The sequence below is a fragment of the Faecalicoccus acidiformans genome (assembly GCF_014202635.1).
Classification (GTDB): domain Bacteria; phylum Bacillota_I; class Bacilli_A; order Erysipelotrichales; family Erysipelotrichaceae; genus Faecalicoccus; species Faecalicoccus acidiformans.
Map to the genome: position 1 here is coordinate 70,166 of NZ_JACHHD010000005.1, position 14,586 is coordinate 84,751.

The 14,586-nt window shown below is 40.9% G+C and carries 15 protein-coding genes, 1 tRNA gene and 2 other annotated features; of the genes, 14 read left to right on the plus strand and 2 right to left on the minus strand.

Annotated elements, in window-relative coordinates; translation table 11 throughout:
* Window positions 1–34: 34 nt before the first annotated feature.
* From HNQ43_RS03450 to metK, 7 genes are all read left to right on the plus strand, one after another.
* Window positions 35–2,449: a glycogen/starch/alpha-glucan phosphorylase gene (locus HNQ43_RS03450; protein ID WP_183374796.1), complete on the plus strand. Its 2,415-nt coding sequence runs from the start codon at window positions 35–37 to the stop codon at window positions 2,447–2,449.
* A gap of 111 nt (window positions 2,450–2,560) precedes the next feature.
* Entirely contained in the window at window positions 2,561–3,763 is a 1,203-nt protein-coding gene (locus HNQ43_RS03455; RefSeq protein WP_183374798.1) for a hypothetical protein, read from the plus strand.
* Window positions 3,764–3,850: 87 nt separating this feature from the next.
* Window positions 3,851–5,347 carry a PHP domain-containing protein gene (locus HNQ43_RS03460; protein WP_183374800.1) on the plus strand — a complete coding sequence of 499 codons (1,497 nt, stop codon included), beginning with the start codon at window positions 3,851–3,853 and terminating at the stop codon, window positions 5,345–5,347.
* 49 nt (window positions 5,348–5,396) lie between these two features.
* Window positions 5,397–5,597: a binding site (T-box leader), on the plus strand.
* Between the two features lie 32 nt (window positions 5,598–5,629).
* Window positions 5,630–7,555, plus strand: a complete 1,926-nt coding sequence (gene metG, locus HNQ43_RS03465) for a methionine--tRNA ligase (protein ID WP_244957031.1) — start codon at window positions 5,630–5,632, stop codon at window positions 7,553–7,555.
* Window position 7,556: 1 nt separating this feature from the next.
* The gene (locus HNQ43_RS03470; RefSeq protein WP_183374804.1) at window positions 7,557–7,763 is read left to right on the plus strand and encodes a hypothetical protein; all 207 of its coding nucleotides are present in this window, start codon (window positions 7,557–7,559) and stop codon (window positions 7,761–7,763) included.
* Complete coding sequence (locus HNQ43_RS03475; RefSeq protein WP_183374806.1) at window positions 7,760–8,074, plus strand: hypothetical protein; 315 nt, start codon at window positions 7,760–7,762, stop codon at window positions 8,072–8,074. Before HNQ43_RS03470 ends, HNQ43_RS03475 begins: the two co-directional genes overlap by 4 nt.
* Before the next feature lie 182 nt (window positions 8,075–8,256).
* Window positions 8,257–9,348: a methionine adenosyltransferase gene (gene metK / locus HNQ43_RS03480; RefSeq protein WP_183374808.1), complete on the plus strand. Its 1,092-nt coding sequence runs from the start codon at window positions 8,257–8,259 to the stop codon at window positions 9,346–9,348.
* A gap of 20 nt (window positions 9,349–9,368) precedes the next feature.
* Here the strand turns inward: metK and HNQ43_RS03485 are convergent, their stop codons facing one another.
* Window positions 9,369–10,070, minus strand: coding sequence for a hypothetical protein (locus tag HNQ43_RS03485; protein WP_183374810.1), 702 nt, complete (start codon window positions 10,068–10,070; stop codon window positions 9,369–9,371).
* A 65-nt stretch (window positions 10,071–10,135) separates the two neighbouring features.
* On the opposite strand from HNQ43_RS03485, the gene HNQ43_RS03490 reads away from it, so the two are divergent.
* Window positions 10,136–10,657 (plus strand): DUF3783 domain-containing protein, encoded by a 522-nt coding sequence (locus tag HNQ43_RS03490; protein WP_183374812.1) that lies wholly within the window; start codon window positions 10,136–10,138, stop codon window positions 10,655–10,657.
* A gap of 80 nt (window positions 10,658–10,737) precedes the next feature.
* Window positions 10,738–10,813: transfer RNA gene (locus HNQ43_RS03495), tRNA-Glu, on the plus strand.
* A 33-nt stretch (window positions 10,814–10,846) separates the two neighbouring features.
* Here the strand turns inward: HNQ43_RS03495 and HNQ43_RS03500 are convergent.
* Window positions 10,847–11,668: a choline kinase family protein gene (locus HNQ43_RS03500; RefSeq protein WP_183374814.1), complete on the minus strand. Its 822-nt coding sequence runs from the start codon at window positions 11,666–11,668 to the stop codon at window positions 10,847–10,849.
* Window positions 11,669–11,739: 71 nt separating this feature from the next.
* Here HNQ43_RS03500 and HNQ43_RS03505 point away from each other — a divergent pair, with 71 nt between their 5' ends.
* The 5 genes from HNQ43_RS03505 to rplL all read left to right on the plus strand — a co-directional run bounded on the left by HNQ43_RS03505 (window position 11,740) and on the right by rplL (window position 14,571).
* Window positions 11,740–12,159 (plus strand): hypothetical protein, encoded by a 420-nt coding sequence (locus tag HNQ43_RS03505; RefSeq protein ID WP_183374816.1) that lies wholly within the window; start codon window positions 11,740–11,742, stop codon window positions 12,157–12,159.
* A gap of 125 nt (window positions 12,160–12,284) precedes the next feature.
* A complete protein-coding gene (gene rplK, locus HNQ43_RS03510) occupies window positions 12,285–12,701 on the plus strand; it encodes a 50S ribosomal protein L11 (protein ID WP_183374819.1) in 417 nt (138 codons plus the stop codon).
* Between the two features lie 11 nt (window positions 12,702–12,712).
* The gene (gene rplA / locus HNQ43_RS03515; RefSeq protein ID WP_183374821.1) at window positions 12,713–13,399 is read left to right on the plus strand and encodes a 50S ribosomal protein L1; all 687 of its coding nucleotides are present in this window, start codon (window positions 12,713–12,715) and stop codon (window positions 13,397–13,399) included.
* A gap of 29 nt (window positions 13,400–13,428) precedes the next feature.
* Window positions 13,429–13,561, plus strand: a sequence feature (ribosomal protein L10 leader region).
* Between the two features lie 30 nt (window positions 13,562–13,591).
* The gene (gene rplJ / locus HNQ43_RS03520; RefSeq protein ID WP_183374823.1) at window positions 13,592–14,176 is read left to right on the plus strand and encodes a 50S ribosomal protein L10; all 585 of its coding nucleotides are present in this window, start codon (window positions 13,592–13,594) and stop codon (window positions 14,174–14,176) included.
* Window positions 14,177–14,202: 26 nt separating this feature from the next.
* On the plus strand, window positions 14,203–14,571 hold the full coding sequence (rplL, locus tag HNQ43_RS03525) for a 50S ribosomal protein L7/L12 (RefSeq protein ID WP_183374825.1): 369 nt from the start codon (window positions 14,203–14,205) through the stop codon (window positions 14,569–14,571).
* Window positions 14,572–14,586 lie beyond the last annotated feature (15 nt).

A 14,586-nucleotide genomic window follows, 5' to 3' on the forward strand; every position in this document is an offset into this window, starting at 1 on the left:
GATAGTATAATTAAAACACTGTGGAGGAAAAGTTATGTCAAATCGATTTGATTCAAAAGAAGTTTTTATCGAGCGTTACAAACAAGAAGTATCCGAAACATACGGTCGTGAATTTGAAGAAACTTTTATGGCCGAACGTTATCAAGTCTTAGGGAAGATGATCCGTGATTACGTGGGGATCAATTGGAAGGAGACTAAAAACGCAATTAAAAAATCACAGTCCAAACAGCTGTATTATTTTTCAATGGAATTTTTAATGGGACGTCTGCTGACCAATAACCTGATGAATTTGGGGATCTATGATCTTGTTAAGGAAGGCCTCGAAGAGTTAGGTATGGATATCAATGAAATGGAAGAAATGGAAAGTGATGCCGGACTGGGAAATGGCGGTTTAGGCCGTCTGGCTGCCTGTTTCATGGACTCCTTGGCCTCTTTAGATTTAGCGGGGCACGGAAACTGTATTCGTTATCACTATGGTTTGTTCAAACAAAAGATCGTCAACAACGAGCAAGTGGAGTTGCCAGATTGCTGGTTGAAAAGCGGAAACATTTGGGAAGTATGGAAGCCTCAGCATGTCGTTCGTGTTCCGTTTGGCGGGCAATTAGATGCTTACATGGACCAGAATGGGAAATTCCGTTCCAACTATCGGCCAGAATTTGTGGTTCGCGCCGTTCCTTATGATGAACCGATTATCGGATATCATACGACAACAACGAATACGTTGCGCCTTTGGGATGCAGAGGTCGATGAGGATTCCGTTCAGTCGGGGCAACTGAATAAATATTTGAATGATGTTACGGCGATTACAGCTAACGTATACCCGGATGATTCTACGATAGAAGGAAAACTGCTTCGGTTAAAACAGGAATATTTCTTTGTCTGTGCCGGAATCAACCAAATCATTCGTTCGCATTTGCGTGTATATCCTACATTGGACAATTTAGGAGATAAAGTAGCCATTCAGCTCAACGATACGCATCCGGTCTTGGTAATTCCGGAATTGATGCGCGTATTGTGTGATAACTATGATTATGAATGGGATCAAGCTTGGGAAATCGTAACTAAAACCGTAGCTTATACAAACCATACGGTCATGGCGGAGGCGTTGGAAAAATGGCCGCAAGAGATGGTGCAGTCTCTTTTACCGCGTATTTATATGATTATCGAAGAGATCGATCGTCGTTTTAAATATGAAGTTGATCACAAAGGAATGGGTCACATTTGGAATAATGTAGCCATTCTAAAAGAAGGACAAGTTCACATGGCACATATTGCGATTGTAGGCAGTCACAGTGTCAATGGGGTTGCCAAACTGCATACAGAGATCTTGATCCACGATGTCATGAAAGATTTTGTGAGCTTATATCCAGATCGTTTTAACAATAAAACCAATGGGATCACACATCGGCGGTGGCTGTTGTATTCCAACCCGCAGCTGACAAAATTATTGGAAGAAACGATAGGAGATTCCTTCAAAAGGCATCCGGAAGATTTGGAAAAACTGATGGAACACATCGATGATCCGATTCTTCAGGAACGTTTCATGAACGTGAAAATGGAGCGGAAACAGATTTTAGCGGATTATGTCAAGAAAACATTGGGAATCGATGTCAATGTCAATTCGATCTTTGATTGTCAGGCAAAACGTTTACATGCCTATAAACGTCAGCTTTTGAACATTTTCCATGTTATGCATCTGTACTTAAAGATGAAAGAAGAACCAAGTTTCCGTATTTATCCGCGTACTTTCTTCTTCTCAGCTAAGGCGGCGCCTAGCTATATGTTGGCAAAAGAGATCATTAAACTGATCAATATGGTTGCCAATCGTGTCAACAACGATCCGGAGACGAATCATTATTTAAAAGTGGTCTTCATCCCGAACTATTCTGTTTCGGTTGCCGAGATTTTATTGAATGCTGCTGATGTCAGCGAACAGATCTCGACTGCAGGAAAAGAAGCCAGCGGTACGGGAAATATGAAATACATGATGAACGGGGCTTTGACATTGGGTACATTGGATGGGGCCAATGTTGAGATCGTTGAACGAGTAGGTTATGAAAATGCCGAAATCTTCGGCTTGCGTGTAGAGGATATCGAAGAAGTGCGAAAGGAAAACTCTTATAATGCGTGGGATATTTATCATAACAACTATCGTGTTCGTCGAGTGATCGATTCTTTGAAGAACTGTACATGGTCTAATAATCCGGATGAATTCCAGCTGATCTACAATGATTTATTGTTGCGCAACGATGAATTCTATGTTTTGGCAGACTTTGATGCGTATGTTTATGCACAACGCGAGATTGAAAACCGCTATCAACAAAAATCGAACTGGGCTCGTACCATGTTGATCAATATTGCACAGAGCGGTTATTTCTCCAGTGATCGTACAATCAAGGAATATGCCAAAGAAATTTGGGATCTTCAACCGATTCCATTTGAGAAGTAATTGAGAAAAGACAGGCGGTTTTTCGCTTGTCTTTTGTATTTATAGAGAAGGACTAGAAAATCTAAACATTTTAAGGTACAATTATAAAAGCGAAAAAAGGAGTGGTGGATCATGAAGAAACATCTTGCGTATACAATGGCCTCGTTAATGGCATTATCGGCTATATCGGCTCCGGCAGTGAGTGTATATGCCCAAACCGAAACGAGCACAGTAGAAACTGCAAACGAAACGGGTACGATCCAAACAGCAGAAGAGTTTCTAAATTTGTACTGCTCCTACAAAAATGAAATCAAGGATGCTCAGGGGAATGTGGTTCGGACAGAGTACCTTCGTTTTACAAAAATCGATGAAAAAAACTATCAGATCGTTCTTGAGGGAACAGAGGTCTATGAAGGCTTAAAAGAAGAGCTTAAAGAAGAAATCAATACGGCTTTAAGCGAAGTCATTATCGATCAGGATACTCAAGCTACGCTAAACAAAACATATCCTGAATTGGTAGTCGATGCTCAACAAATAAAAGATGAACAATCAAAGGATCAGACTCAGGAAGAGCCATCAATTCCAGAACAAGAACCGACAGATCCGGCAACGGAAATGCCGGACTCTAATCATGGAGCCATCAAAGAGGAAGGTTCCCTGGAAGAGACTCAGGAAGAGTCAAAAGAAGAATCGGATCCGGTTTCAGAAATGGATTCAAAGGATACAAAAGAGCCTGTGGAAGTTCAATCGTCGGACAATGCGGCCATCGAGACTCCGTTACAACGAACGCAACAAATTGAAACGATATCAGAGCCTGTTTTATTAAAAGTGGCGACGCCGCAACAAGAGTCAGTTTCTATTGAAGAAAAAGCGGAAATGATCTCGACAGCAGAGCCGGAGATCCAACCGGTGCAAGCAAAAATTGAAACAACGGCTCAACCGGTTCAGACAACTTCTTCGAATCGAACTTTGAGCTCCACGGATTCAGAAGTCCAAACTTTTGTGAAGACTTATCTGATGGATGCCAATTCTACTTTATATACATCGGTATCTTCTTATAATTATCAACAGATATTATCGGGAATGTCTGCTTATTCGAAGCTTTCTACTGATCAAGTGGCACAGCTGAACTCCTATTTGGAAACAAACGGGTCTTCAAAATATATCACATTGGTTTCGCAGGCACAGAGAATCGATAATACATCTACAACACCTGTACGCAGAAGTGTCAACACCGCAACATCGAGCGGCTTTGGATTGTATGGTGCTTTGATGACGCTCTCTTTTGTCGGTTTTGCAGGTTTGTGGAAAAAAATGAAAGAGAAAAAAGCTTAGATCGTCTGAATTGACGATCTTTTTTGTTGGCTTTTCTTGTTTCAGTAATTTTTGTATAATAGTAAACAGAAAGGCTGTGATCCTAACATGGTGATCAAAGAATATAGTTTAAAAGATTTGACTTTGGCATATTTCCAAAAGAAATCGCAGTTATACCGTAACGGCGGATATCATCGTGCCAAATATTTGAAACGAAATCTCGACGATATGCAGAGCCATTTTTTTGCGTTCTTGATGGACGTAAATATTTGTCTGCTTCCCGTATATATTTGGGTCATTGAATTCTTATTGATCCTGTGTGGACTGATTCCACCCAACTTTTTTGATTTGTTATTTTACATTATGTATGCTTTCTTGTTCATTGTCAGTGTGCTGCTTCTGCCTATTTTTACAGCCCGATGCAAAGGACAATCTTTAGGATGCATTTTTACGGATTTAAAACTGGTTCAAAGAAATAAAAAAGAAGCTTCCGGATTGAAATTGATCTTCCGGCAAATGTTGGGTTTTGGAATTCCACTGATGGTGTTTGGCTTCTTCTTTGAAACTTTAGGAATCTTGGCATGGTGGCTGCTCAATGGCCTGATCGTTTTGATTACGCCTCGTCAGCAGACTTTGGTAGATCTTCTCTTCCAGACGCTTCTGGTACATGAACCGCCACAAGAGATCCGCTTTGAAAAAGAACCGATTCAAGAAATGGTGCGTGAGATCACACCGATCGATTTGCACATTCGTTCCAATTATAGTGATGATTCCAATAATGATGTGGAAGAAATATTCAAAGAGGCAAAGCAACTGGGAATGGAGACGATATCGATTACGGACCATAACTGTGCCAGAGCCAATGCAGCCGCTGTTCGTTTTGCGCCGCTTTACGATATTCAATATATTCCCGGGGTGGAGATCGATGCGCAATATAGAACAAATCGGATTCGAATCTTAGGATATTATATCGATTGGACAAAAGATATCTTTGATGACATGGAAAGAGAATCTTTACGCCGCGAAAAAGATTTATCCATTGAACGGGTCAAGAAATTTGAAGCGTATTCCGGATTAAGAATTGATGTGGATTCGATTATGGAAGGCTCTCGTTTTCAGACAATCACGCCAACGGATATTACAAATATGGTTTTCAATAATGCGAAGGCACGAGAATTTTCGGTTGTGAAACCATATGTCGAGAAATATGAACCTAAGGAAGCCATGTTACACTTCCGCAGAGATGTATTTGGACCAGGAAGTCCATGTTATGTTCCGGCTGTTTATCCGGATGCTCAAAAGATCGTAGATGCGATCCATGATGCTGGCGGAATTGCGATTCTCGCAAGCTGGCATTTGGATAAGATCAGCGATGATTTGATTGAAGATATCATGGATCTGGGAATGGATGGCATCGAATGTTTTAGCCCCGAAATTCATGAAGAAACAATGGCGGCGGCAATCAAAATCGCCCAAAAACATAAAGCGTTTATTTCCTGCGGCAGTGATTACCATGGTTCTATAAAGCCAAATCGTCATATGGGCGTGACGAACTGTCCAAAAAAGGCGCTGCCTTTAGTACGTATTTTGACTAAGGCTGCTTAGGAAATCACTTGTTTAAAGCGATTTTCTATCGTATAATACGACCAGTAATCAAAAAGCAAAGAAAAGAAGAGTACTGTGGATTAGAACGACTAGAGAACGGGTGGCTGGTGAAAACCTTTCGTCTAAGAAACAGGAACATGGACTTGGAGCTGTTCTTTCGAATCGTTAGAAAGAAACGTTGCCGGCGTTAACGGATCAAGGTGCAGAGATGCATGAACTAAGGTGGTACCACGAAGCTTTCGTCCTTGGATGAAAGCTTTTTTTATTGAAGGAGAGGAAACTATGGAAAATAAAGGACCTTATTATTTAACAACTGCCATTGCGTATACTTCAGGAAGACCCCATATCGGCAATACTTATGAGATTATTTTGAGTGATGCGATTGCTCGTTTTAAGCGTGCACAAGGATATGATGTCTTTTTTCAGACAGGGACCGACGAACATGGAATCAAAATTGAAGAAAAGGCAAAAGATGCCGGGGTCTCTCCTCAGGCGTTCGTGGATGAGATCTCTAAAAAGATTCGCTCAAACTGGGATTTGATGAATACAAGCTATGATTACTTTATTCGTACGACTGACCAGGATCATATGAAACGGGTACAGCGTATCTTTAAAAAATTGTATGAACAGGGAGACATTTATAAAGGAGAATACGAAGGCTGGTATTGTACGCCTTGTGAATCTTTCTGGACAGAATCACAGTTAGTGGATGGTAAATGTCCGGATTGCGGACGCCCTGTCCAAAAAGCGAAAGAAGAGGCTTACTTCTTGAATCTGCAAAAATATGCGGATCGTTTGATTCAGTATATAGAAGATCATCCGGATTTTATTCAGCCAGAATCTCGTAAAAATGAGATGCTCAATAACTTCTTGCGGCCAGGATTACAAGATCTTTGTGTATCTCGTACTTCTTTTACTTGGGGAGTGCCGGTTGATTTTGATCCGGGGCATATTGTTTATGTCTGGATCGATGCCTTGTCGAACTATATCACTTCTTTAGGATATGATGCTTATGGTGATAGCGGCAAGATGTATAAAAAATATTGGCCTGCCACACATATTATCGGGAAAGATATCTTGCGTTTCCATACAATTTATTGGCCGATTATCTTGATGGCTTTAGGAGAGCCGCTCCCGAAAAAAGTATTCGGACATCCATGGCTCTTGATCGGAGATGGCAAGATGTCAAAATCAAAAGGAAATGTAATCTATGCCGAAGATCTTGTTCGTCATTTTGGTGTGGATGCGGTTCGTTATTATTGTCTGCATGAAATGCCTTTTGCCCAGGACGGAACCATCACGTGGGAACTTGTCGTAGAGAGAATCAATTCCGATCTTGCGAATATTTTGGGAAACCTGGTTTCTCGTACCGTGGCAATGACTGAAAAATACTTTGATGGAGAGATATTAAATCCAGGAATCAAAGAAGATGTGGATCAGGAATTGATCGAACTGGCGCAAAATACGTTGCCAAAAGTGGAAGCCAAAATGGATGAATTCCGTGTGGGCGATGCGCTGGATGAGATTTTTGCCTTGTTGCGAAGAGCAAATAAATATATCGATCAGACGATGCCATGGGCATTGGCAAAAGAAGAAGAAAAAAAGGATCGCTTGGCTACAGTGTTATACAACTTGATGGAATCGATCCGTATCTCAGCAGTTTTGCTTCAGAACTTCTTGCCGGAAACAGGAGAGAAGATTTTAGATATTCTCCATACGGAAAAACGCGATTTTGATTCGATTCGAACTTTTGGCCAGTTAGAATGTCATATTCATGTTGAAAAGAAACCGGGAGTTTTGTTTGCACGAATCGATGAAAAAAAATTCTTGGAAGAATTGGCAAAAGAAACAAAGCCGGCGGCCAAGAAGGAGAAATCTGAAAAGGCTAGTATCACGATCGATGATTTTTCAAAAGTAGAATTAAAAGTCGGGACCATTGTGGAATGTAAAAAACATCCTAAAGCAGATCGACTTTTGATAGAACAGATCGACCTTGGAGATGAAGTTCGGCAAGTGGTCAGCGGAATTGCCGGGACTTATAAGCCGGAAGATCTAGTGGGCAAACAAGTTGTGGTTGTGACCAATTTAGCACCTGCGAAGATTCGTGGGGTTGAAAGCAACGGGATGATCTTGTGTGCCAGTCAAAAAGATGAACTTTCGATTCTTTCGCCTTTGACAGAAATGCCAAAGGGATCCAAAGTCAGCTAATATGAATGATCGGCAAAAGGTTCTGTTTCGTCAGCTTCAGCTGATGATCTTGGGACTGGTCATTTTGGCAGGAGGAGTCTTAGCGGACCATCCTCCGTTTGTTCCCATTGGGATCCTTGTTTTGGTTTATGGATTGTTTCGCTTTATGATGTTGAAAAAAATAGTAGATCGTATCGATCAGAAAGATTCGAAAGGGAAATCAGAATGAAGAAGAACTATCAGGAGTTTGCTCGCGGAATACAGGATGCTTTGATTGAGAAAGGGTATGGAGATCTCTTTTCTCTGGAAGAATTGGAATCCTTTTGTTTGCGGCTTTTTCGATCGATCGTCAATAAAGCGGCGGTTCTGATAGGAATTGTGATCGTTACGGTTTTCTTTGGAATAAAGGGAAGCCTTCCTTCCTGGTTCTTTTCTACGGCGATCATCTTTTGGCTGGCGTGGCTGGTTTCAACCAGTGAAACGGCTAAAATTGTTCAAGAATTTAAAAAACGGAAAAATTCATCATCAAGCTTGAAATGATGAATGGTTTATGATTAAATAACTTTACATTATCCAGAGATGGGGTAGAGAGTTAGCTCGTTGATCCCACACCAACCTGGTATCCAAAGATACTAAGGTGGTCCCGCTAACAACGATAAGGAGTATAGACAAGCAACCATACTTCTTAGGGAGTATGGTTTTTTTTAGAGAATGGAGGACATATGAAAAATTATATTTTTACCAGCGAGAGTGTTACCGAAGGTCATCCGGATAAAATCTGTGATCAGATTGCAGACCGTATTGTCGATGCGGCATTATCCCAAGATCCTTATTCAAATATGGCTGTGGAGTGTACGATCAAAGATGATTTTGTGCTGATCTATGGAGAAGCCAATACAAAGGCAAGTTTAGATTATGAAAAAATTGCCTTGGAGGAGATTCGTCGAATCGGATATACGGAAGATTATAAAGTTCATATCGTTGTCAACGAACAGTCGCCAGAGATTCACAATGCGGTTAACCGTGATGAAATCTGTGCCGGAGATCAAGGAATCATGTTTGGATATGCTTGCGACGAGAGCCGCGAATATATGCCGCTGCCTATTTATTATGCGCATAAGTTAGCTCGCCAGCTGACAAAAGTTCGCCGTCAGAATCCGATCTTGAAACCCGATGGGAAAACACAAGTTTCCGTGGAATATGAAAACGATGAAATCAAGAGAATCGATACGATTGTTGTTTCTACTCAGCACATTGCCTCTGCTACGCAAGAAGAGATTCGTGAGCTCATCATGAATGAAGTGATCAAACCAAGCATCAATGCCAAATACTTGGATGAGAATACAAAATACTTTATCAATCCGAGCGGAAGTTTTGTCGTAGGAGGATCCTTTGGCGATTCAGGAACAACAGGACGCAAGATCGTCTGTGATACGTATGGCGGACGCGGGCGAATCGGAGGCGGCTGCTTCTCCAGTAAAGATCCTACGAAGGTGGATCGCAGTGCAGCTTATTATTGCCGTTATGTTGCCAAGAGTCTTGTTGCCAACAAACTGGCCAGAAGAGCAGAGGTTCAAGTCAGCTATGCGATCGGGAAGAGTGAACCGATATCTCTTTGCGTGGATACCTTTGGAACAGGGGTGTTAGAGGACGAGAAACTGTTGGAAATCGTTGAAAAGAATTTTGATTTTGATGTCAACAACATCATCAATGAATTGGATCTTCGTCAGCCGATCTATCATAAGACCAGCTGTTACGGCCATTTTGGAGATCCGCAATTCACCTGGGAAAAGATCAAAAAATTGTCAATTTAAAAAGCGCTCGATGCGCTTTTTTAATATGTCTCTAAATTATCCGGGAAGGAGATGGATTGTAATTGATCAAGGTCCTCGATCTGGCAATCGATTGTAAAACGAATGTTTTCAGACGTTTCTTCCAGAGATTGCGTTCCCGCAACGCTTAATGTAAAAGAGGATAGAGTTTCTTGTTCAATGACCGCATCTATCGTGGCAGATTCTACATTAACGGTTCCAAAACTATCCAGAAGCGTTGAAATCAAAGAAGGATCGATCGTAAGCGAATATGTATTTCCATCTTTTGAGCTTGATTCAATCAGATCACATAGTTCACTGTCTGAAAAATTCATAAACGGATCATATACCGATATCTTTTCAGAAGCATCGATTCCTAAGTTGGAGAGGACGCTTTGTGAAGTAGTTCCCATGGAATTCAGATACGTTTTGCCATCTCGCGTATAGAACTGAAGAAAATCTTCCTGACGGTTTCCGTTGGACTCCAGATCCATGCTTAGAGCTATTTGCAGATCTTCTTTCTGGAGCATTTGCAGATCAATATCAATGATGGACTGATCTGTCGAGTCCAGTTGTATCTGTGCAGTGATGTGACCAGATTGCGCATTTAATGTATTATGAAAAGCTTCAAAAAAAGCCAGGATATCTTCATCGCTTTTCGAACTGCAGCCTCCTATGCCGATCAATAAGAAAAAAGCGCAGACAATTGAGAGAATTTTTTTCATAAAATGGCCTCCTGTGATAGTATTGTATATATTTTTGAAACTGAAGTCAAAAGGAGGACTCAGCCATGATTTTAGTCTATTTAAAAGATGATTCACCCTATAAAGAAGAGATTCTTTCTACGTTGAAGAAATACGATTCGGATTATAAAGTCGTAGGGGATAATCATTTGGATCAAGTGATCACTTCGATTTTTTCCAGTGAGGAGAAGCCAAAACAGAGTCAAGAATTTGAAGATTTTCTGTTTTTAGATACGATGAGACCAGAAGTGATCCAGCAGTTTTCAAAAGAATTGATGCAGAAGGGGATCCGTTTAGGCAGAGTGGCCGTTCGAACGGAAAACAATGTGTCTTGGACGTTAAGAGATTTAATGGAAGAAGTGGAAGAAGAATTTCAATTTTTTCAGTTAAGAGAAAAACTCTATGATGTGATCTTGCATCCGGATAAAGATCGACTTCAAAAGGATGTCCGTTATATGCATTTGATGTCAGAAACATACGCCTTATTGGAAAACCGGACGACTGCCAAAAAGGATCTGGAACAAGCTTGGAGCTTTTTAGAAAAAGAAAAATTGATAAACAAGAAATAAATTCAAAAAAAGACTTGCACGAAAGAAAAAGCCATGCTAATATATGTGAGCACTTGTCAGAGGACAAGTTTCACATACATGGCGCGTTGGAGAAACGGTTAACTCACATGCCTTTCACGCATGCATTCACGGGTTCGAATCCCGTACGCGTCACCATTGAAAAAATACGCTCCGAAACAGGAGCGTTTTTTATTTTCTATTTGAGAATGAATGATAATGCGCTACTTTTTCAAGCGCGATCAGTTTATAGATGGGTTCTTTTCTTTTTTCATATAGCAGATTTGCCCAATATCCCCATAAAATATCTTCTAAGGCTTCAAACAAACGGATTTCGTGATCGTTGATCTCGGCATTGTAAGCCTTATAGAATTGGAGCCGGTTTTTTGAATCTGTAATCTGATTTTCGCTAAAGAAACTGGCTATGTCAAAGCGCCAGTCATTCATGGCTGCATATTCCCAGTCGATCAAATATTCGCGTTGACTAGTAAACAGAATATTTCCTTGTACAACATCGTTATGGCAAAGAGTTTGAGGGCAATAGAGCTTTCGGGCAAGTTCTAGGGTTTTTATTTCTTGTTCAAAATGAACAATAGGAGAGAGGGTCTGTTTTTTATAATGCATCAATTTTTTGAAAGGCTCGAAATGATGAGGGACCCATATTGTTTGTTCGTGGAGAGACTTTAAAAGTTTGGCCGCTTTTTCATATTTATAAGGGTCTTTCGATTCATGGAATTCTTTACAGTCCGGCACGTATTCAGTAACCTTGATACCGTGCTGTACATCGAAAATGACTGTTTTGACATCGAGAGCTTGAACGTGTTCGAGGACCTGCTTTTCCATATCGAATTGAACTTGTAAATGTTCATGGCCAGGCTTGGGAGCACGCAGAACGTATTTTTTTTGATCGACAGTCAAGAGATAGTTTTGATTGCTGATGCCCTTTTCCAGAGGAACAATTTGAAAATGGTCTGTATGAAAATGAGCTTGAATCCAGGAAGATAAAAAATGCATAGGCTAATTATACTATAATTCTCTAGGGAATCGTGGTAAAATATCAACAAAAATAAAGGAGGGGTTCTAATATGGAGCCAAAACCAATTCCACCAAAGATTCCGAAAAAGGAAGGACCTCAGGTACAGAATGTAGAAAACAAGACGAAGCCGCTAGGACCCAAAGAGTCCTTGGATATGAAAATCGTGTTGGCTTTTGTGTTTGCGGGTCTCTCGATCCTAACGTTGATTATTGGAAATGTCTGGGATTTTTTTAAAGTATTTGGTTTGATTTTTGGGATTGCTTCTGCTGTAATGGCGGTTTTGACCTTTAAAAAGGTGGAGAAGATATCTATTGCAGCTTTGATCGTTGGAATCACCAGCTGTATATTGGCGGTTTATGTTGCTGGTTCTGCGCTTTTTATGTCTTTATATATCAATATTACGACATATTCAGCTTATAACGATTATTATAATTCTTACGAATCGGATTATTTTGATTATTGGGATTAAAGAAAAAGAGAAAAAAGAACTTGCGCTTTTTTCTCTTTTTTTGTACTATAGTGTGGCATGCGTGGCAGAGTGCGCAACCACTCGTTGGACCACTGCATAAGATAAATTATAGGAGGTATTGTCTTATGAGCAAAAAAGTTGCTAAGGTTTGTAAGTTGCAATTCCCTGCTGGCGGAGCGAAACCAGGTCCGGCTCTGGCAAGTGCCGGTATCAACATGCCACAGTTCTGTACAGCATTCAATGATGCGACAAAAGACCGTAAAGGGGATCTTGTGCCAGTTGTGATCACTGCGTACGAAGATAAAAGTTTTGATTTCGTATTGAAAACAACCCCAGCTGCTGTTATGTTGAAAAAAGCAGCAAACATTCAGAAGGCCAGCGGTGACCAGAAACAGGTAGCTGGAACGATCACAGTAGATCAGTTAAAAGAGATTGCAGAATACAAGATGCCAGACTTGAACGCAAACGATGTAGAAGCTGCTATGCGTATCGTAGCAGGAACTGCTCGCAACATGGGTATCAAGATCGAAGGATTTGAATAGGAGGACTATCAATGGCAAAAGTAAGTAAAAGATATGCTGAAGCAAGCAAATTGGTAGATCGTTCTAAAACGTATTCTATTGAAGAAGCGGTCGCTTTAGCAAAACAGACAGGAAAATGTGGATTTGACGCCAGTGTTGAAGTCAACTTCCGCTTAAATGTAGACCCTCGCCATGCGGATCAGCAGATTCGTGGTGCTATGGTACTGCCTAATGGTACAGGAAAAACGCAAAAAGTTTGTGTTGTAGCACAAGGCGAAAAAGAAAAAGAGGCCCAGGAAGCTGGTGCAGATTTCGTAGGTGGAACGGATATCATCGAACAGATCCAAAAAGGTTGGATGGACTTCGATGTATTGATTGCTACGCCAGATATGATGGGACAGTTAGGACGCTTGGGACGTATCTTGGGTCCAAAAGGATTGATGCCTAACCCTAAGACAGGTACTGTAACAATGGATGTTGCAAAAGCTGTTGACGAAGTTAAAAAAGGGAAAGTCACTTATCGTGTAGACAAAGAAGGAAATATCAATGTCATGATCGGAAAATTGAGCTTCGAAGATGATAAATTGGTAGAGAACTTCCGTGCAATCTTCAGTACGATTGCCAAAGCCCGTCCGGCTACAGTAAAAGGAAATTACATGAAGAATCTTGTTCTTTCCACTACTATGGGTCCTGGCATCCGTGTTACGATCGAAAGATAATTGACAAAATAGCCAGAATCAGTAAAATTTAGATTGTTATCAATATTCCAAAGACAGTAACTGCCGAAGGGCTTAATTTGTTACCGAGGGTTGATGCTAAGAGAATTTTTGAATGCATTCCATTGACCCGTGTCTGAGAGATGCGGGTTTTCTTTTGGATATTGTTACAATAGTTAGAAAGAGGTGGAACGAATGAATCAAACGATCCTTGCACAAAAGGAAGCCAACGTTAACGCCTTAGCTGACAAGATGAAGGAAGCCAGCTCTATCGTAATGGTTGAGTATCGTGGTTTGACGGTTGCTGAAATCAATGAATTGCGTAGAAACCTTCGTGCTGAAGAAGTAGAATTCAAAGTTTACAAAAACGCAATTGCACGTCGTGCATCCGAAAAACTAGGGTATGATGATTTCGCTGGAGGATTGGTTGGACCAAACGCTTTGGCATTTGGTAAAGACCCTGTGGCTCCGGCTCGTGTCTTGGCAAAATTTGCTAAAGATCACAACGCTCTTGTCTTGAAGACAGGAATCGTAGACGGTGAAATGGTGGATGCCGATACGATCAAAAAGCTGTCTGCCTTACCAAACAAAGAAGGTATGTTGGCTAAGTTCGCTTCTTGCTTGAATGCACCATTGATCAAGTTTGCTATGACGGTCAAAGCTGTGGCTGAAGCAAAAGAAAATGGCACATTCGCTGTAAAAGAAGCGGAAGCGAAAGAAGAAGCACCTGCTGCTGAAGCAGCAGAAGAACCAGCTGTGGAAGAAGCAGCTGCAGAATAACAGAATAACATAGGAGGAAAAGAAAAATGGCTAAATTAACTCAAGAAGACATTCTTGCATACTTAGAAGAAGCTACAATTTTAGAACTGAACGATTTAGTAAGTGCTATCGAAGAAAAATTCGGTGTCGTAGCCGCAGCTGCTGTTGCAGCTCCAGCTGCTGAAGAAGCAGCTCCTACAGGACCAAGTGAAGTAACAGTTACTTTGACAGATGTTGGTGGAACAAAAGTTGCTGTCATCAAAGCTGTACGTGAAATCACTGGTTTAGGATTAGTTGATGCTAAGAAATTAGTAGATGGTGCTCCAGCTGCTATTAAAGAAAACATTAGCCCAGAAGAAGCTGACCAGATCAAAGAAAAATTGGTTGCTGCCGGTGCTACTGTTGAAGTTAAGTAATTTAACGAAGACAGA

Excerpts from the sequence above, each read along its gene's own strand:
- metK (WP_183374808.1), top strand. The coding sequence starts at position 8,257 with ATGAAAAATTATATTTTTACCAGCGAGAGTGTTACCGAAGGTCATCCG.
- rplA (WP_183374821.1), top strand. The coding sequence starts at position 12,713 with ATGGCAAAAGTAAGTAAAAGATATGCTGAAGCAAGCAAATTGGTAGAT.
- HNQ43_RS03450 (WP_183374796.1), top strand. The coding sequence starts at position 35 with ATGTCAAATCGATTTGATTCAAAAGAAGTTTTTATCGAGCGTTACAAA.
- HNQ43_RS03455 (WP_183374798.1), top strand. The coding sequence starts at position 2,561 with ATGAAGAAACATCTTGCGTATACAATGGCCTCGTTAATGGCATTATCG.
- rplJ (WP_183374823.1), top strand. The coding sequence starts at position 13,592 with ATGAATCAAACGATCCTTGCACAAAAGGAAGCCAACGTTAACGCCTTA.
- HNQ43_RS03475 (WP_183374806.1), top strand. The coding sequence starts at position 7,760 with ATGAAGAAGAACTATCAGGAGTTTGCTCGCGGAATACAGGATGCTTTG.
- HNQ43_RS03490 (WP_183374812.1), top strand. The coding sequence starts at position 10,136 with ATGATTTTAGTCTATTTAAAAGATGATTCACCCTATAAAGAAGAGATT.
- HNQ43_RS03500 (WP_183374814.1), bottom strand. The coding sequence starts at position 11,668 with ATGCATTTTTTATCTTCCTGGATTCAAGCTCATTTTCATACAGACCAT.
- rplL (WP_183374825.1), top strand. The coding sequence starts at position 14,203 with ATGGCTAAATTAACTCAAGAAGACATTCTTGCATACTTAGAAGAAGCT.
- metG (WP_244957031.1), top strand. The coding sequence starts at position 5,630 with ATGGAAAATAAAGGACCTTATTATTTAACAACTGCCATTGCGTATACT.
- HNQ43_RS03485 (WP_183374810.1), bottom strand. The coding sequence starts at position 10,070 with ATGAAAAAAATTCTCTCAATTGTCTGCGCTTTTTTCTTATTGATCGGC.
- HNQ43_RS03470 (WP_183374804.1), top strand. The coding sequence starts at position 7,557 with ATGAATGATCGGCAAAAGGTTCTGTTTCGTCAGCTTCAGCTGATGATC.
- rplK (WP_183374819.1), top strand. The coding sequence starts at position 12,285 with ATGAGCAAAAAAGTTGCTAAGGTTTGTAAGTTGCAATTCCCTGCTGGC.
- HNQ43_RS03505 (WP_183374816.1), top strand. The coding sequence starts at position 11,740 with ATGGAGCCAAAACCAATTCCACCAAAGATTCCGAAAAAGGAAGGACCT.
- HNQ43_RS03460 (WP_183374800.1), top strand. The coding sequence starts at position 3,851 with ATGGTGATCAAAGAATATAGTTTAAAAGATTTGACTTTGGCATATTTC.